Here is a 17211-nt window from a genome sequence, read left to right on the forward strand (position 1 = left end):
AGTGAACAGTGGGCAGTTCTGCACGGACTCGGCGCGCCTCGCACGTCAAGCCGACGCGCCGTTCTAACGTGGGCACCCACAACGGTGAAGCATCGGGGAAGGCGAACAATGCGCACGCTTCGGGTAGTCGGGTTGCACGAGGACGGTAAGTCCATCGTGTGCGAAGACTCGGCGAGCGGTACGCGCTTCCTCCTCCCGGCCGATGAAAGACTGCGCGCTGCGGCGCGGGGTGACCTCACCCGCCTCGGCCAGATCGAAATCGAGTTGGAGAGCCAGATGCGGCCACGCGAGATCCAGGCGCGAATCCGCGCCGGCGAGTCAGTCCAGCAGGTGGCGAGCGGCGCCGGTATTTCGGAGCAGCGCGTCGAGCGCTACGCCTACCCCGTGCTGCTCGAGCGGTCCCGGACCGCCGAGCTCGCCCAGAGCGCCCACCCCGTCCGTGAGGACGGCCCCGACGTGCAGACGCTCGGCGAGGTCGTCGCGTACAGCTTCGGCGTCCGCGGGCACGACTACTCGCAGGCCACCTGGGACTCCTGGAAGGGCGACGACGGCCGCTGGGTCGTCGTGCTGCGGTGGAAGGCCGGCCGGTCGGACAACCGCGCGCACTGGGCGTTCTCGCCCGGGGCGCACGGCGGCACGGTCGTGGCGCTCGACGAGAACGCCGAGGTCCTGCTCGACCCGAACGCCTACCGCGCACCCCGCACGGTCCGCGCCCTCGACCCGGCCCGCGACGCGGAGTTCCAGCCGACGCTGGACTCGGTGCCGCCGCAGGAGCACGCCGAGCTGCCGGCCGCCGAGCCGGACCCGGACGACGACACCCGCGAGATCCCCCGCGTCCCGGCGGACCCGGAGGACGACACCGGCGCCGAGCAGCGGCCGAAGGTGAAGAAGAACCACCCGATCGTGCCGTCCTGGGAGGACGTGCTGCTCGGGGTCCGCTCCCAGCGCGGCTAGGTTTCAACGCCCCAATGTGGCCTTCGGTGCGTCTGACGCACCGAAGGCGGCCTTGGGTGCGTCTAACGCAACCAAGGCCACATTGGGGCGCTAGGTGACCTGCGCCGCCAGGGTCTTCGGGGCCACCAGGCGGTAGGCCTCCCGGACGATGCGGTCGATCTCGGCCCAGTCGACGTCGACGTCCAGCCGCACGCCCAGCCAGCCGCGGTGCCCGACGTACGCCGGCCGGAAGAAGCGCCCGGGCTCGGTGCGCACCAGCTCCTCCTGCGCCCCGGGCGGCGCCGGGCACCAGAAGGCGAGCCTGCCGTCGCCGTGGTGGTCGTCGGCGAACATGACGAACGTCTTCTTGCCGCGCACGAACCACGCGGGCGACCCGTGGCTGAGCCGCTCGGTCGCTTCGGGCAGGGCCAGGCACAACTTCCGCAACGCGTCGAGCTGCCGCATCCCGACAGATTACGATGTCACGCTGAGGGAGGGATCGATCGTGCAGCGTGACATTCGATGACGACAGCGTCCGGCACGCGAAGCTGCTGCTCGGCCGGATCGCCGGCTACCACGGTATGCCTTCCGCTCCCAGACCCGGACGCGCGCCCAGGGCACGCTCGTCACCTACGTCCGGTGCCGCTAGAAGGCGATCACCAGCACGCCGGCCCACGCGATCACGACGCCGCCCGCCGCGCCGTACGCGGCCCAGCGCAGGATCGGGGTGCGGCGGATGAGCCACAGCGACGGCGTGATCCCGGCCGTCACGACGACCGACGCCACGAGCGCCAGCCAGCCGCTGGTCTCCCGCGCCAGCGTCGAGGCCAGCGCCAGCATGGCCACCACGACCACGGCCGCGATGAACGCCGACACGGTCAGCCCGGTCAGCCACGGCGTCGGCTCCCCGGGCGGGCCCGGCGGGCCGAGCACCGTCCGGACGAACCGCCGGCCGGGTGCCTCGGTCCGCGGGGCCGGTTCGACGACCGTGTCGGCGCCGGTCACCGGGTCCACGAACCGCACGGTCGTGCCCATCACCGAGGCGAGCCGCCCGGCGAGCTGACGGCCGCGCTGCGAGACGACCGCGCCCGCTTCGGCCCCGGAGTCGGCGGAGACCGCGGACGCGACGCGCGCCCATTCGTGCAGTGCCTGCGCGAGATCCGAGCCGATCGCGAGCTTGTGCGGGTCGACCTCGCGCGCCTGGTCGCCACCGGGTCCGGCCAGCACCGCGCGCTCACCGCGGATCCGCAGCTCCATGGTGTCCCTTCGCGCCGGTTTCGCCTCGAAACCGAAACCTTAGTCGGCCCGCGCCAGTTCGTAGAAGGCCACGGCGGCGGCCGTCGCGATGTTGAGGGAGTCGACTCCGGCCGGCATGGGTATCCGGACGGCGTGATCAGCCGCCGCCAGCGCCGTTTCGGTCAGTCCGGGACCTTCCGCGCCGAACAGCAGCGCCACCCGCCCGGGTGCGTGCGCCCGCAGCTCGCGCAGCGGGATCGAGCCCGGCCGCGGCGTGAACGCGGCGACGGCGAACCCGCGCGCCCGCAGGTCGTCGAGCCCGCCCGGCCAGTCGGTGAGGTGCCCGAACGGCACGCGCAGCACGTGTCCCATCGACACACGCACGCTGCGCCGGTAGAGCGGGTCGGAACAGCCGGGCCCGAGCAGCACGCCGCCGACGCCGAGCGCGGCCGCGTTGCGGAAGAGCGCACCGAGGTTTTCGTGGTCCCCCACGCCTTCGAGAACGGCGATCGTGCCCGCGTTCGCGACGACTTCGGAAACCGTCAGCGGCGCCGGCCGGTCCGCGACGGCGAGGATCCCGCGGTTGAGGTGGAACCCGACGACGTCGGCCATCGTCTCCGCGGACGCCGCGTACCGGGGCACGTCGATCCCGGCGAGGTCGTCGGCGAGCTCGGCGAACCGCCGTTCGACGCCCAGCAGAGCCCGTACCGGGTACCGGGAAGCCAGCAGCCGGGACACCACGACGGTGCCTTCGGCGATGACGAGTCCCTTGCCGCCCGGGCGGTCGGGGCGGCGGTCCGCTGTGGACAGGTCGCGGAAATCGTCGACCCGGGGGTCGTCGCGGCCGGCGATGTGGATCAAGCCCATTCGTCCAGTCTGTCACCCGCCTGCCGTCCCGCTCATTGGTCCGAACGTCGAGCCACCCTTGGTCCGAACGGAGGTAATTTGCTTTCGGTTAACCCCCCGTGACGGAGAGCACCAGTTTGGCCGCTAGCCCGGTTGCATCGGCTGTGTAACGGTTGTCCGCCGGGCCTGAAACACGTCCTGGTTCCACACCGACGAAAAGCAGGGATGGTCATGGGGATGGACCTCGCGGCTCAACCGTTCAACACGCTCGACCGGGGACGGTACCGCCGCAAGGTGCAGCGTTGCCTCGACACGTTGGCCCGCATGCTCACCGACGGCAGTTTTTCGTTCCCCCGCAAGAACATCGGCCTCGAGGTAGAGCTGAACCTGGTCGACCGCGAACTGCGCCCGTCGATGACGAACACCGCGGTGCTGGAGGCGCTCGACGACCCGTCGTTCACCACCGAGCTGGGCCAGCACAACATCGAGCTGAACGTGCCGCCGCGGCCACTGGCCGGCGATTCGGCCCTCCAGCTCGAAGACGACCTCCGCGCGTACCTCGCGACCGCGGCGTCGAAGGCCCGCGACACCGGGTCGTCGCTGGCCATGATCGGCATCCTGCCGACGTTGAAGCACGAGCACTTCGACCAGAAGTGGCTCACCAACAAGTCCCGGTACGTCACCCTGAACGACCAGATCTTCGCGGCGCGCGGCGAACGGACCGTGCTGGCGATGGAAGGCGCGCCCCTGCCGGGCCAGCAGCCGGAACGTCTTCGCAGCTATGCGGAATCCATTCTTCCGGAGGCCGCGTGCACGAGCGTCCAGCTGCACCTGCAGGTGGCGCCGGAGGAGTTCGCCGCGCACTGGAACGCCGCTCAGTGCCTGGCCGGGCCGCAGATCGCGCTCGCCACGAACTCGCCGTTCCTGCTGGGCAAGGCACTCTGGCAGGAGACGCGCATCCCGCTGTTCCTCCAGGCGACCGACACGCGCCCGGAGGAGCTGAAGAACCAGGGCGTGCGGCCGCGCGTGTGGTTCGGGGAGCGCTGGATCACGTCGATCTTCGACCTGTTCGAGGAGAACGTCCGCTACTTCCCCGGCCTGCTCCCGGAAACCGACGTCGAAGACCCGATCGAGGCGCTCGACGCGGGCCAGGCGCCCAAGCTCACCGAGCTGCGCATGCACAACGGCACCATCTGGCGCTGGAACCGCCCGGTGTACGACGTCGTCGACGGCCTGCCGCACCTGCGGATCGAGAACCGGGTGCTGCCGGCCGGGCCGACCGTCGTCGACACCGTGGCGAACGCGGCGTTCTTCTACGGCGCCCAGCGCGCGCTCGCGGAGGCGGAACGCCCGGTGTGGAGCCAGATGTCCTTCCAGGCGGCGGAGGAAAACCTCTACGCCGGCGCGCGGCGCGGGTTCGAGGCACAGCTGTACTGGCCGGGCATCGGCTGGATCCCGCCGGACGAGCTGGCGCTGCGCGTGCTGCTCCCGCTGGCCCACGAGGGGCTGCGCCGCTCCGACGTCTCCGACGAGGCCCGCGAGCGCTACCTCGGGATCATCGAGCGCCGCTGCCTCGCGCGGCGGACGGGGGCGACCTGGCAGCGCGACTACGTCCTGCGCGGGCAGGAGCGCGGGCTCGACCGGGAAGAGGCGCTCAACCTGATGCTCGGGCGCTACCTGGAGCTGTCGGAAACGGGCGAGCCGGTACACACCTGGCCGTCTGATGAGTGAGCGCTAGCCTGGGTCGATGCCGAAGATTCTCGGTGAGTCGCTCGAAGCGCACCGGCGTGAGGTGCGGACGCGGGTCTTCGAAGTCCTGCGCGCCCAGCTGTACGAACGCGGCTTCGACGCGATCACGCTCGCCGGGGTCGCCTCGGCCGCCGGGGTGGGCCGGACCGCGCTGTACAACCACTTCCCCGACAAGGAAAGCCTGCTCGTCGCGTTCGTCGAGGACGAAGCGGCGCGGTACGTCACGCGGCTGACCGAGGCCGTCGAGGCCCACGCGGACCCGGTGGACCAGCTCGCCACGTTCGTCCGGCTGCAGCTGCGCGTGCTGGCCGAGTACCACATGCCGCCGGGCACGGCGCTCGCGTCGGCGCTGGCGCCCGCGGCGTACCGGCGGATCAGCGCGCACGCCGACCCGATCACCGACCGGCTGCGCGCGATCCTGGCCGGCGGCGTCGACCTGGGGCGCTGGCCGGCCGAGGACCCGGACGTCCTGATCCCGATGATCACCACCGCGCTGGGCAACCGGACGCTGGTCGACGGGCCCTCCGAGCAGCTGGAAGACGTCGTCGAGGCTGCGGTGCGGTTCGTGCTGAGAGCGGTCGGAGCGTCGATTTAGGATAGCCTTACCCGGATAAATGCCCTACGATCTTTCTGACAGCGTGTCAGATCGATCGCCGGGAGGCCTGCCCATGTCGGTGACCACGGATGCTCGCCCCTTCTCGGCGACCCTGCGCGCGTCGACGCTCCAGGTGCACGAGAAGGCGAACTACTCGACGTACATGCGCGCCCTGCTCGGCGGCGAGCTGACGCAGGAGGGCTACACCCAGCTCGCGATTCAGTACTACTTCGTCTACGGCGCGATCGAGGCGGCGAGCGACCGCATGGCCGGCGACCCGGTCGGCGGCGAATTCGTGTTCGACGAGCTGCGGCGGCTGCCCCACCTCGAGCGCGACCTCGCGCACCTGGTCGGCCCGGACTGGCGCTCGACCATCTCCCCGCTGGCGTCGACGCGGGCGTACGTCGCGCGAGTCGGCGAAGCGTCTTCGTGGGCGGGCGGGTACGTGGCGCACCACTACACGCGCTACCTGGGTGACATCGCGGGCGGCCAGGCGATCCGGCGGCTGCTGGAGAAGAAGTACGACGTCGCCGAGGCCGGCACGCTCTTCTACCACTTCGAGGGCATCGGCAGCGCGCCCCGCTTCCGCGATCGGTACCGCGCGAAGCTGGACAACGCGCCGTGGAACGAAGCCGACCGCGCGCGGGTGATCGACGAGACACTGGTCGCGTTCGAGTGCAACGTCGCCGTGTTCGAGGAGCTGGCTTCGCGGCTGGACGAATACCGCGCCTGAATGATCGTCGTCACAGCTCGTTGACCTCCACTTAGGTGCAGGTAGCAGGCTCGGTTTCGGGTGACGGACCCTCGGGTACGCCACAGACGAACCGCCGTCCCACGTTGCGATGGCCACGCGCCCCCGCTCGCCGCGCAGAGGCGTGTGCTACTAGGTTCGGTACAGGAAACTTGTGTCGAAGACAGAAGGAGGGCCAATGGCCCGCTACGAGCTCCCCGATCTCGACTACGACTACAGCGCGCTCGCGCCGCACATCTCGGGCGAGATCAACGAGCTGCACCACAGCAAGCACCACGCGACCTACGTCAAGGGCGCGAACGACACTCTCGACAAGATCGCGGAAGCCCGCGACGCCGGCGACTTCGGCGGCATCGTCGGTCTCGAGACCACGCTGGCCTTCAACCTGGCCGGCCACGCGAACCACGTCGTGTGGTGGAAGATCCTGTCGCCGGAAGGCGGCGACAAGCCGACCGGCGAGCTGGCCGCGGCGATCGACGAGGCGTTCGGCTCCTTCGACAAGTTCAAGGCGCAGTTCACCGCCGTGTCGACCACGATCCAGGGCAACGGCTGGGGCGCGCTCTCCTGGGACCCGATCGGCAAGACGCTGATCACCCAGCAGCTGCGCGACCACCACAACAACCTGATCCTGCCGACCGTGCCGATCCTGCTGGTCGACGTCTGGGAGCACGCGTTCTACCTGGACTACAAGAACGTGAAGCCGGACTACGTCAAGGCCCTGTGGAACATCTTCAACTGGGCCGAGATCAGCAAGCGCTTCGACAACGCCGTCGCCGGCGGCAACGGCCTGCTGCTCGGCTGAGGTTTTCGCGGAACGGGGCTCTCCTGCACGGGAGGGCCCCGTTTTCGTCGACGGGTGAAATCACTTGACCTCGAGTGCGGTCGAGGTGTGAGAGTGGTCGACATGGACGTTGACGCGTATCTGGCGCGGCTGGGGGTCGACCGGCCCGCGGCGGCCGACCTGGAGACTCTCCGACATCTGCAAGAACGTCACCTGATCGCGGTCCCGTTCGAGAACCTGAGCATCCACCTCGGCGAGCCGGTTGAACTCGGCGAAGAAGCCTTGTTCGGCAAGATCGTGGATCGCCGGCGCGGCGGCTTCTGCTACGAGCTCAACGGACTCTTCGCGGCGCTACTGCGCTCATTGGGCTACGAAGCTTCGCTGCACGCGGCGCAGGTGTTCCGCCCGGACGGAACGCTCGGCCCACCCCTGGACCACGCGGCGATCATCGTCTCGCTGGACGAGCCGTGGCTGGTCGACGTCGGCTTCGGCCGGTTCTCCCGGCACCCGTTGCGACTGTCCGGCGTGGACGCCCAGCCCGACCCGGACGGCGAGTTCCTGCTGCTGGACGCGCCCCACGGCGACATCGACGTCCTGCGGGACGGCGAGCCGCAGTACCGTCTGGAGCGCCGCCCGCGGCCCCTGGCGGACTTCGTCCCGATGGCGTGGTGGCAGTCGACGTCCCCGGAGTCCCACTTCACGAAGTCCCTGACGTGCTCCCGCCCGACCTCCCAGGGCCGGGTGACGCTGTCGGGCGACCGCCTGATCGAGACGGTCGACGGCGTCCGGCACGAGGTCGCACTGCCGACGGATTCCGCGATCCGGATGGCGTACCGGGTCTACTTCGGTCTCCCCCTGACGCGCCTGCCCACGCCACCGGGTGAGAGTCCCTTGACGAGCGGTGCGCTCAGCCCGACACTGCCGTGAAGACCGCTTTGCTGCCTTGAATGAACGAAGCCCCGGCCTGGGGTTCCCAGGGCCGGGGCTCCGTCCGTTCCCGAACTGACTGCCGCTCCCACCACGAAGCGGACGTGTATGAGGTTAGCCTAACCTCATCCCTCAGACAAGGGGCTCGTCGAGGAGACCCGGATCTCACTCGTTCGAGTTATACCGCGTACCAGCGACGGAACGGGGTCCCTCCAATACGGCTGCCCGGCGACCTCAACCGAGCCGTTAGACCTTCGCCCGCTTGAGCACCCGAAGCCCGAACCGCCGCTGAACCGGCCACGAAACGCCACCCCGCCGGATCAGCACGATCGCACAGACCACCGCGACCAACGCCGAAACCGCTCCACCGATGTAGAACGGAGACCGCCCGCCGAACGCCTGCGCCATCCAGCCGACCATCGGGCCGCCGATCGGGTTGCCGCCGATCAGCACCAGCACGTACAGCCCCATCACGCGGCCGCGCATCTCGGGACTGACCGAGGTCTGCACCAGCGCGTTCGCCGTGTTGAGGAACGTCATCGTGGCGAAGCCGAGCGGGATCAGGCCGAGGCCGAACGTCAGGTACGTCGGCATGAACGCCGTGAGCAGCTCGAACACGCCCAGGAAGAACGCCGACACCAGCATCAGCCGCACCCGCGGCCGGCCCTTCGTCCCGCGACGGGCCGACATCACCGCGCCGGTGAACGTGCCCACCGCGACCAGCGTCGACAGCAGCCCGTAGCCGTCGGCCGCGGTGTGGAACACGTTCGCCGCGACGATCGGCAGCGAGGAGAAGTACGTGATGCCGAACGTGCTGACGAACAGCACCAGCACCATCACCGTCATCAGGTCCGAGCGCCGCCGGACGTACCGCAGGCCCTCGGCCAGCTGCCCCTTCTCGCGCGGCACCGCCGCGACGCGGAACAGCTTGTCCGGGTTCATCATGACCAGCCCGACGATCACCGCGACCGTGCTGACCGCGTTCGCGATGAACAGCCAGCCGGTGCCGATCCAGGTGATCGCGAACCCGGCGATCGCCGGGCCGACGATCCGCGCCATGTTGAAGATCGACGAGTTCAGCGCGACCGCGTTCGCGATCTGGTCCCGGCCGACCATCTCGGCGACGAACGACTGCCGCGTCGGTACTTCGAGCGACGCCGTGATGCCGAGCGTGAAGCACAGGACGTAGACCTGCCACAGCGCCACGAGCCCGGTGATGTCGAGGACACCGAGCACCACGGCCTGCGCGCACGCCGCGACCTGGATCCAGGTCAGCAGCCGCCGCTTGTCGACGCGGTCGGCGAGGACCCCGGCCCACAGCGAAAGGAACAGGGTCGGCGCGAACTGCAGCGCCACCGCGATGCCGAGGGCGATCGGGTTGTTGCCGCTGAGGGTGAACACCAGCCAGTCCTGGGCGATGCGCTGCATCCAGGTGCCGACGTTCGAGATGACCTGGCCGGTGAAGAACAGCCGGTAGTTGCGGACCCGCAGGGACGCGAACATGCCGCGGCGCTGCACTTCGGAAGGGCGCGACTCGGACGGCGGCGAAGCGGACGGCGGTGGCGCCGTGTCCCGGGTAGCAGTGGTCTCGATGGAACGTTTCGTTTCGCTACCCGTGGCCGTCACCGTGGTTAGTTCCCCGCCATCCTGTCTATGATTTCGGCGGCTTTCGAGAGCACTTCGCGCTCTTCGTCGCCGAGTTCCGCCAACTGCCGGTCCAGCCACGCCTCCCGCACGGAGATGGCCTTCTGCACGTAGGCCAGTCCGCTCTCGGACAGCTCGACGATGGCCTGCCGGCCATCGGTCGGGTGCGGGCGCCGCTCGACGAACTTCAACTCTTCGAGCGCGGCGATCACCCTCGTCATCGAGGGCGGCTGGACGCCTTCCTTCGCGGCGAGCTGACCCGGGGTCAGCGCACCGCACTTGTGCAGGGTGGACAGCGCGGCGACCTGCGTCAGCGTGAGGTCGTCCCCGACGCGCTGTGCCCGCAGCCGGCGGTTGAGCCGGACCACCGCGAGACGCAGACGGCTCGCCAAGGAGCGTTCGTGCGTGTCGCCGGACATATAGTTAGCATACCTTACGATGTTGCGGCCGCACGGGTGATCTCCGTCAACCCGCAACCGGGGACACCGCCGCGCGTCCTCTGCGAGGGAACGAACCTGGGGGTCGGATGAACAAGAAGCTGGTGGGCTCGGCCGTGGTCGGCGCGGCGGTCGTGGCGATCGTGGCGGCGCAGTTCTGGGGCGGCGAAGACACGCCGGCGGCCGCGCCGCCACCACCGCCGGCGCCGGCGATCACGCAAGGCGCGCTGGAGGTCTACCGGCTCGCGGACGCGGACGGCCCCGGCTCGGCGATCGAGATCCCGGTGCCGTCGTCCTGGGCCGTGAACCGCGACAAGGAGCGCGCGAGCTACCGCCGAGGCGACCTCCTGCTCGAGACCGACCGGGTGCCGATCACGCAGGAGGACGCCCTCGGCGGGCTCCGGGCGGTGGCCGGCCGACAGGGCGGCACGGTGGCCGAGCACGCCCCGATCGCCGACCGCGACGCCGCGGAATGGGACTTCACCTACGAACGTGACGGCGTGCCGCGCCGGGTGACCGTGGTCGGTCTCGGCGCCGGCGACGCGCTGGTGACGATCCGGTTCGAGGCTCCGGCCGCGGATTTCGAGCGCGACCGGAGCGTCCTCGACGAGGCCCTGAAGGTCAGGGGTTGATCAGCGGAACGCCGCCTGGAGCGGCCCGACCGCGAAGTAGGCGACGAAGGCCAGCGCGATCACCCACATCAGCGGGTGCACCTGGCGGGCCTTGCCGGTCGCCGCGCGGATCACGACGTAGCTGACGAAGCCGGCGCCGATGCCGTTGGCGATCGAGTACGTGAACGGCATGACGACGATGGTCAGGAACGCGGGCAGCGCGATCGAGTAGTCGGTGAAGTCGATGTCGCGAACCTGCGACATCAGCATCGCGCCGACCACGACCAGCGCCGGCGCGGCCGCCTCGACCGGCACCACCTGGTAGAGCGGCGTCAGGAACATCGCGGCGATGAACAGCGCGCCGGTGACGACGTTCGCCAGGCCGGTCCGCGCGCCTTCGGCGATGCCGGACGCCGATTCGACGAACACCGTGTTCGAGCTGGCCGAGCCGAACCCGCCGGCCGCGCCCGCGAGGCCCTCGACGAACAGCGCCTTGCCGACGTTGGGCAGCTGACCGTCCTTCGGCAGCAGGTCGGCCTCCTTGGCGAGGCCGGTCATGGTGCCCATCGCGTCGAAAAAGTCCGCCAGGACCAGCGTGAACACGAGCAAGCAGACGGTGATGATCGGCAGCCGCGTCCAGGCGCCGAACGAGACGTCACCCACCAGCGAAAGGTTCGGCAGGCCGACGACCTGGTCCGGCAGCGCGGGGTAGCCGAGGTTCCAGCCCTTCGGGTTCGTGCCCTGCGACGGCCCGGCCTTGACGATCGCCTCGACGACGACGGCCAGCACGGTCGACGACAGCACGCCGATCAGGATCGCGCCCTTGACCTTGCGCACGACCAGGACGCCGGTGATCAGCAGGCCGACGACGAAGACCGCGGTCGGCCAGGAGGCGATCGAGCCGTTGATGCCCAAGCCGACCGGGACGGTGGTGTTCGCGGCGTCCGGCAGGCGGCGCACGAACCCGGCGTCGACCAGGCCGATCAGGCAGATGAACACGCCGATGCCGACGGCGATCGCGGACTTCAGCGCGGCCGGCACGGCCCGGAACACCGCGGTCCGGAACCCGGTCAGCACCAGCGCCACGATGATGACGCCCTCGATGACGACCAGGCCCATCGCTTCGGGCCAGGTCATCTGCGGGGCGATGGTGACCGCGACCAGGCTGTTGATGCCCAGGCCGGTCGCGATCGCGAAGGGGTAGTTCGCGACCAGCCCCATCAGGATCGTCATGACGCCGGCGACGAGCGCCGTCACCGCGGCGACCTGCGGAACCGGCAGGATGCCGCCGAGGAGGTCCTTGTGCGCGCCCGCGTCGTCAGCCGAGAAACTGCCGATGATCAGCGGGTTCAGCACCACGATGTAGGCCATCGTGACGAAGGTGACCAGACCGCCGCGCAGCTCGCGCGGCACGGTCGAACCCCGTTCGGTGATCTTGAAGAACCGGTCCAGTGTGGACGTCCCGGTGCGGGTCGTCTCCTGCTCCGCCATTCGCCTGCCCATTCTGTCGCTGCTGCGGAGTACCCTTCACCACGTGAGTGAACCGATCAATCCACCGGAGGTTACGGGCTCGTTGCGGCACACGCCGGAGCTGCCCAAGAAGCTGACCGACCTGACGCCGGTGGTGATCGTAGGCACTTCGATCTGGGCTGTCGCGCTGGTGGTGCTCTTCTTCACGACTTCGGGGCTGTGGGTGCAGACAGCGCTGTCCGGGTTCGTGCTCGGGTTCATCGGCCTGGCGATCATCGCCTGGCAGCGCGCCGCCGCCCGGCGGGGATCGAAGTCGGCGCAGCGGCTCTGAGCCCTTTGACGCTTACGCCAGCAGCGTCCGCGGCGAGGGGTCGTCGAGCAGCGCGGTGATGAGGTGCCGGTCGGGCCAGCGCCCGGCCGCCCAGGCGAACGCGCGCGCCAGGCCTTCGGAGGTGTCGGCGGCGTGCAGCCGGTCATCGGACCACCACTGGACGTCGTGGTCGGCGCCTTGGATCGACACGGTCAGCGGGTCGTGCACCAGCACACCACCCTCGGGCAACCGGATGCCGAGCTGGTCGGCAACGAGCTTCAGCGCGGGCAGCTCGGCCCACGGCGCGTACTCGCCTTCGCTGGTCACAGCGGCCTGTTCGGTACTGGCGAGCGGCAGGTCGAGCAGGTCCGCGAGGCGTTCCGGATCCTCGGGCGCGACGACGTACTGGTCGGGCTCCAGCGCCCCGGCCACCCAGGGCACGTCCAGGACCAGCGCACCGTCCACAACGGACCCGTCGGCGGCCCGGACCGCTTCCGGCGGCCGGGGTTCGAACCCGGAGTCCACGACGGCGTCGTGAGCGCGGGTGATCAGTCCACTCGAGATCGTCCGCTCCGGATCGGCGAGCCGCTTCAGAACGTCCTCGGCCTCATCCACAGTGGACAGTGTCAGGTCGGTTCGCACCCCGGCGGCCCTGAGCAGTTCCTCACTCAGCCCGAGGTCGGGAACCTCGTCGTAGAGCCCGGCCAGGTCGGCGCCGGGCAGGCGCCACTCGCTCGGGGCCAGCCCGCCGAGCACGGCGTACTGGGCGATCCACCAGGCGGCGTGTCCTCGGGGCACGCGCAGGGCGCGCAAGGTTTCCGGGCGCGCGGCGAGCAGGCGCAGCGCGGCGGGCCAGGCGTCGTCGGCGACGAGGTCGAGGTCCCGGATCGCGACGAGTGTCGACGGCGGCTCCGGCAGCGAGTCCCACCAGGCTTCCTCGTCCGGCAGGTCGTGGTCGGGCTCGTGCGGCTCGTCGTCGGTGACCACCGCGAACGAGTCGAGGACGCCGGCGGCCTTGAGCGTGTCGTCCGGCCAGTCTTCGGCGAAGTCCTCGTCGAGGACGTCGAGCGCGCCGTCCTCGTCGAAGACCTCTTCGTCGAAGATCTCGACGAGCGGCGACGCGGGAAGCACGAGTTCGTCGGCACGCCGCCAGGTGTCGGTGGCGGGCAGGGCGAGGGCGCCGACCCACCGCGGGGCGTCGTCCCCGCAGTCGGCGATCAGCCGGAGGACCGCGCCTGCGAGCGTCGTACCGTCCAATCCGGACCGGACGTCTTCGACGCTGCGCTCGACGGCGTCACGCAGCTGGTCGGCGTTGAGCAGCTCACGAGCGTCGGCTTGCTTGGCGCCCAGGCGTTCCAGCAACGGGTGCGACGCGGCGGGGTGCACCAGCCGCAGCCCGGGAATGTCCACATCGGACAGGAGGTCGAGCAGCTCGGCCGAACCCTCGACCAGCAGGCTGCCCCTCGCGCCGGGCAGCGTCCGGCCGTCGGAGAGCGGCACAGGCAGGCCGTCCAGCCGCTCGCTCGCGAGCGCGTGGGACTCGACCGCCTTGGCGAGTGCCGCGTAAACGTCGTGCCACCAGCCCGGTTCCCTGGCGACTCCGGTAAGCGTTTCCAGCACCTCTTCGACGCTGATCACCTGTACCGCGACGGCTTTCAGCACGCTGGCGGGTGCCGCGCCCTTGAGCAGACCCGGGACGACGTCGGCGATCAGTTCGGGCAGGCCGGGTACGTCGACGTCGAGCACCTTCGCCTGCCGCCCGGCGACCTCGCCACCGTCCTGAGTGGACAGCCACGGCTCAGAACTGAGGTTCGCCAGCACTTCGTCACGCAGCTCTGAGTCCACCGTGGACTTCGGAAAGCCCGGAACGGGCACGAGCGCGAACCGCTGTTCCGGCGGGAGCAAGCGCACCAGCCGGACGTACTCGGCGGCGGCATGCTCAAGTGCCTTGGTCAGCTCGGACCCGGGCAGCGCCCGGCGCCGCGAAGGTTCGACGGGCACGGAGGCGAGCAGCCTCGCGGGCAGCGAGAGGCCGTCGTCCGTCGGGGTGGGGGCGTGCAGGACGTCTTCGGCGAGCGGCTTCGGAACACCCTCTTTGTCGACCGGCACCGCCCAGACGACGTCGCCGCGATGGGTCAGCCACCGGGTTTCCCTCTGCGGACCCCGGATTTCCACGATGTCCTGGATGGTCGTCCGAGTCCACACGCGACCGTCCACATCGGCCTCGGCCAGCCACGGCAGGGCGAGGAGCAGGTCCCCGATGTCCGCGCCGAGCTGATCGAGCAGGGCTTGCCCGTCGACGTCATCCCTGAGCGGCAGCCGGACTTCGGTGTCGAAGCCGTCCGGGACGGCGGCGTCCACCGGCCAGGGCAGACGCAGGACGGGAACGTCACCTTCGATGTTCGCGGCAGCGCGTGTTTTCTCGGCGGAAAAGACAACACCGCCGCTGGTCGAGACGACGCTGGGAGCGTCGGAAACGGTACGGACGGCGGCAAAACCGACCCCGAAGCGCCCGACGGTGTCCCCGGTCTTCCCGGACGCCCGCAGCGAGGCGAGGGAGGCCACGCCGCGCGCATCGAGCGGCGCGCCGGTGTTGGCGAACCTGAGTTCCCGGCCCACGAGGGACACCCGGATCCGGCCGGGCTGCCCGGCGGCCATGGCGGCATCGGCGGCGTTCTGCGCGAGTTCGACGAAGAGCCGATCCCGATAGGCACCGACGCGCAGGTCCTGCTCGACGTTGGTGTCCTCGAGGAGCCGGGTGGGCGAGTCCTGCCAGGCGCGCAGGGTGGAGTCACGGAGCCGCGCGGTGCCGAAGGGATCCCCGGCCCCGTGCGGCTCAGAGGTTCCGCTGCTCACCGGCGGTATCGACATCGGCCTGCGCTTCATCGGGGACCACAGTGTCGGCGAGAGCGGCGGTGGGCGGCTCATCCGCGTGCTCTGTCACGGGAGCGGCGTCGGTGACCTCGGCCTGAGTGGGCTCGGCCTCGGCGGGCTCGGGCACGGAGTCCTCAACCGGCGCAGCGCTCACCTCAGCGGACGCTTCCACCGGCGCAGCGGTCTCGGCCACATCGGTGACCTCAGCCCGGGTCGGCTCAGCCTCGGCAGGCTCGGGCACCTCAGCCTGGGCGGGCTCGGTCTTGGCAGGCTCGGTCACCTCAGCCGCCACCGGCGCAGCGATCTCCCCCGCGTCGGCGACCTCGGCCTGGGCTGGCTCAGCCTCGGCGGACTCCGGAACATCAGCCCCGGCAGGAGCCGACTCAGTCGCCTCGGCCTCGCCCGGCCGGGCATCGGTCGCACCCGCCTGCTCGGCAGCGTCGACCTGGGGCGCGGCGTCGGTCACCTCAGCCTGGGTCGGCTCGGCCTCCGCAGGCTCGGCCACGGCAGCATCCGCAGGCGCAGCCGCTTCGGCTGCCACCTCGCTCCGCTCCGCCTGGGCCTGCTCGGCATCAGTCGCAACCGGCTCGGCCGCGGGCTCTGTCGCCACAGCGTGCGGCTCGTTGACCGCATCGGTCGCGGCAGGTTCCGCCGCGACCGCGACCGGCTCGGCAGCCGCATCCTGCGTATCGGTCGCCACAGTTGGGTCGACCGCTTCACTCTCGGCCGCCGCAACCTGGGCCGCGTCGGGCTCAGCCGCCACCGGCTCGGCAACCTCGGCGGTCGCTGCTTGCTCGGGCTCGGGAACCGTCACTTGGGTCTGCGCGGAATCCGCCGCTGCCGCGACGGCAGCCGCATCAGTCGCAACCGGCTCGGCCGCCGCATCGGGCTGTGCCTCGGATGCCTGCGACTCAGCGGCAACATCGGTCGGTTCGGCCTGGGCCGGCTCCGCCGCGATCCCCTCGGCCGTGACCGTCTCAGCAGCCGCACCGGCCGCCTCGACCTGCGCCGAATCGGGCTCGGTCGCAACCGGTTCGGCAACCACAGCGGCCTGCTTCGGCTCGGCCACCGCACCCTCAGCCGAGCCAGACTCCGCCGCCACCGGCTCCGCGACCACAACGGCCGCCTCGGCCGGCACCGGTTCAGCGTCAGCCGCCGGCTCGGCAACCCCACCGGCCACCTCGCCCGCCTCCGCGACGACCTCCGGCTCCACCTCCGCCGATGACACGTCCGACTCCGCGATCCCCGTCTCGGGTTCCGCCGCCGCCGTCTCCACCACCTCAGCGGGCTCCGGCGTGAAGTCCAACAACGAATCGTCGTACACCAGCTCCGCCACCGGGATCGAGGACGTCACCTCGACCTCGACCTCCGAGTGGGCGCCGCAGCCGTACTCCACGTCCACCACGTGGCCGTCCGCCGGGGCGATGTCGTTGCTGCACACCCCGAACACCCCGCGCAGCGAACCCGCCAGCGGCACGAAGAACCCGCACGTCCCGCACACGTCCGGCGCGCTGCGGGCCATGTCCGAACGCGGCCCGAACTCACCGTCGTGCCAGCGGGATGCCGCCTCCGTGCGACCGAAGCGGGACAGCACGTGGACGCGCCCCAGGCCGGCGTCGCGGGCGACGTCCTCCACCGCCGGGTCGTCCGACTGCAGGTACGCCGGGGCCAGGCGGGGGTCGTTCTCGTCCGTCGGGAAGATGTCGCCGACGCCCAGGTCGCCCGCGCGCACCCGGCGCTCCCACGGCACCCACGCCGGCGCGACCAAGGCGGAAGGCCCCGGCACCAGGACGACCTCGCTGACCGTCACCGGCTCGTCGTCGCCCGCCAAGGCGACTGTCACGCACCAGCGCCAGCCGCCGTAACCCGGGACCTGGGCCTCGAACAGGTGACTCGCCGTGACCGCGTCCTCCCGCGTGACACCCACGTGGGTGCCGATCTGCTCCTCGGGCGTTTCGTCGAGCACTGCCGCGCGCGCGAACTCCACCGCATCGGCGAGCTTGCGCTGCACGGAACCGTCATCGAGGGTCAGCAGCAGCGTCATGCG

16 protein-coding genes are annotated in these 17211 nt (G+C 70.6%); 8 read left to right on the forward strand and 8 right to left on the reverse strand.

What is annotated here, in order from left to right; all coding sequences use genetic code 11:
• Positions 1 to 108 precede the first annotated feature (108 nt).
• On the forward strand, positions 109 to 954 hold the full coding sequence (gene sepH / locus AB0M83_RS14035) for a septation protein SepH (RefSeq protein WP_364516819.1): 846 nt from the start codon (positions 109 to 111) through the stop codon (positions 952 to 954).
• A gap of 90 nt (positions 955 to 1044) precedes the next feature.
• On the opposite strand, the gene AB0M83_RS14040 is transcribed toward sepH, so the two are convergent.
• The 3 genes from AB0M83_RS14040 to AB0M83_RS14050 all read right to left on the reverse strand — a co-directional run bounded on the left by AB0M83_RS14040 (position 1045) and on the right by AB0M83_RS14050 (position 3036).
• On the reverse strand, positions 1045 to 1398 hold the full coding sequence (locus AB0M83_RS14040; protein ID WP_364516821.1) for an MmcQ/YjbR family DNA-binding protein: 354 nt from the start codon (positions 1396 to 1398) through the stop codon (positions 1045 to 1047).
• Positions 1399 to 1578: 180 nt separating this feature from the next.
• Positions 1579 to 2190, reverse strand: coding sequence for a DUF2537 domain-containing protein (locus AB0M83_RS14045; protein WP_364516823.1), 612 nt, complete (start codon positions 2188 to 2190; stop codon positions 1579 to 1581).
• Between the two features lie 39 nt (positions 2191 to 2229).
• On the reverse strand, positions 2230 to 3036 hold the full coding sequence (locus AB0M83_RS14050) for an RNA methyltransferase (RefSeq protein ID WP_364516825.1): 807 nt from the start codon (positions 3034 to 3036) through the stop codon (positions 2230 to 2232).
• 210 nt (positions 3037 to 3246) lie between these two features.
• Between AB0M83_RS14050 and AB0M83_RS14055 the strand changes: the two genes are divergently transcribed.
• From AB0M83_RS14055 to AB0M83_RS14075, 5 genes are all read left to right on the forward strand, one after another.
• On the forward strand, positions 3247 to 4746 hold the full coding sequence (locus AB0M83_RS14055; RefSeq protein WP_364516827.1) for a glutamate--cysteine ligase: 1500 nt from the start codon (positions 3247 to 3249) through the stop codon (positions 4744 to 4746).
• A 16-nt stretch (positions 4747 to 4762) separates the two neighbouring features.
• Entirely contained in the window at positions 4763 to 5359 is a 597-nt protein-coding gene (locus AB0M83_RS14060) for a TetR/AcrR family transcriptional regulator (protein ID WP_364516829.1), read from the forward strand.
• A 73-nt stretch (positions 5360 to 5432) separates the two neighbouring features.
• Positions 5433 to 6092: a biliverdin-producing heme oxygenase gene (locus tag AB0M83_RS14065; protein ID WP_364516830.1), complete on the forward strand. Its 660-nt coding sequence runs from the start codon at positions 5433 to 5435 to the stop codon at positions 6090 to 6092.
• 196 nt (positions 6093 to 6288) lie between these two features.
• Positions 6289 to 6912, forward strand: coding sequence for a superoxide dismutase (locus tag AB0M83_RS14070; protein WP_364516832.1), 624 nt, complete (start codon positions 6289 to 6291; stop codon positions 6910 to 6912).
• A gap of 102 nt (positions 6913 to 7014) precedes the next feature.
• Positions 7015 to 7818 (forward strand): arylamine N-acetyltransferase, encoded by an 804-nt coding sequence (locus AB0M83_RS14075; protein ID WP_364516834.1) that lies wholly within the window; start codon positions 7015 to 7017, stop codon positions 7816 to 7818.
• Positions 7819 to 8064: 246 nt separating this feature from the next.
• Here the strand turns inward: AB0M83_RS14075 and AB0M83_RS14080 are convergent, their stop codons facing one another.
• Positions 8065 to 9321, reverse strand: a complete 1257-nt coding sequence (locus tag AB0M83_RS14080) for an MFS transporter (RefSeq protein WP_364516836.1) — start codon at positions 9319 to 9321, stop codon at positions 8065 to 8067.
• Between the two features lie 128 nt (positions 9322 to 9449).
• Entirely contained in the window at positions 9450 to 9881 is a 432-nt protein-coding gene (locus AB0M83_RS14085) for a MarR family transcriptional regulator (protein ID WP_086861485.1), read from the reverse strand.
• Between the two features lie 107 nt (positions 9882 to 9988).
• Here AB0M83_RS14085 and AB0M83_RS14090 point away from each other — a divergent pair, with 107 nt between their 5' ends.
• Positions 9989 to 10531, forward strand: a complete 543-nt coding sequence (locus AB0M83_RS14090) for a hypothetical protein (protein WP_364516838.1) — start codon at positions 9989 to 9991, stop codon at positions 10529 to 10531.
• Here AB0M83_RS14090 and AB0M83_RS14095 read toward each other — a convergent pair whose 3' ends face one another.
• Positions 10532 to 12001 carry an NCS2 family permease gene (locus AB0M83_RS14095; RefSeq protein ID WP_364516950.1) on the reverse strand — a complete coding sequence of 490 codons (1470 nt, stop codon included), beginning with the start codon at positions 11999 to 12001 and terminating at the stop codon, positions 10532 to 10534.
• Between the two features lie 82 nt (positions 12002 to 12083).
• On the opposite strand from AB0M83_RS14095, the gene AB0M83_RS14100 reads away from it, so the two are divergent.
• On the forward strand, positions 12084 to 12311 hold the full coding sequence (locus AB0M83_RS14100; protein ID WP_364516951.1) for a DUF2530 domain-containing protein: 228 nt from the start codon (positions 12084 to 12086) through the stop codon (positions 12309 to 12311).
• Positions 12312 to 12323: 12 nt separating this feature from the next.
• Here AB0M83_RS14100 and AB0M83_RS14105 read toward each other — a convergent pair whose 3' ends face one another.
• Together AB0M83_RS14105 and AB0M83_RS14110 are read right to left on the reverse strand one after the other, a co-directional pair.
• Positions 12324 to 15146 (reverse strand): molecular chaperone Hsp90, encoded by a 2823-nt coding sequence (locus AB0M83_RS14105; protein WP_364516839.1) that lies wholly within the window; start codon positions 15144 to 15146, stop codon positions 12324 to 12326.
• On the reverse strand, positions 15127 to 17208 hold the full coding sequence (locus tag AB0M83_RS14110) for a DUF3027 domain-containing protein (RefSeq protein WP_364516841.1): 2082 nt from the start codon (positions 17206 to 17208) through the stop codon (positions 15127 to 15129). The genes AB0M83_RS14105 and AB0M83_RS14110 overlap by 20 nt, the downstream gene beginning before the upstream one ends.
• Positions 17209 to 17211: the final 3 nt, after the last annotated feature.

The sequence above is a fragment of the Amycolatopsis sp. NPDC051106 genome (assembly GCF_040682775.1).
In the GTDB taxonomy this organism is placed as follows: Bacteria; Actinomycetota; Actinomycetes; order Mycobacteriales; family Pseudonocardiaceae; genus Amycolatopsis.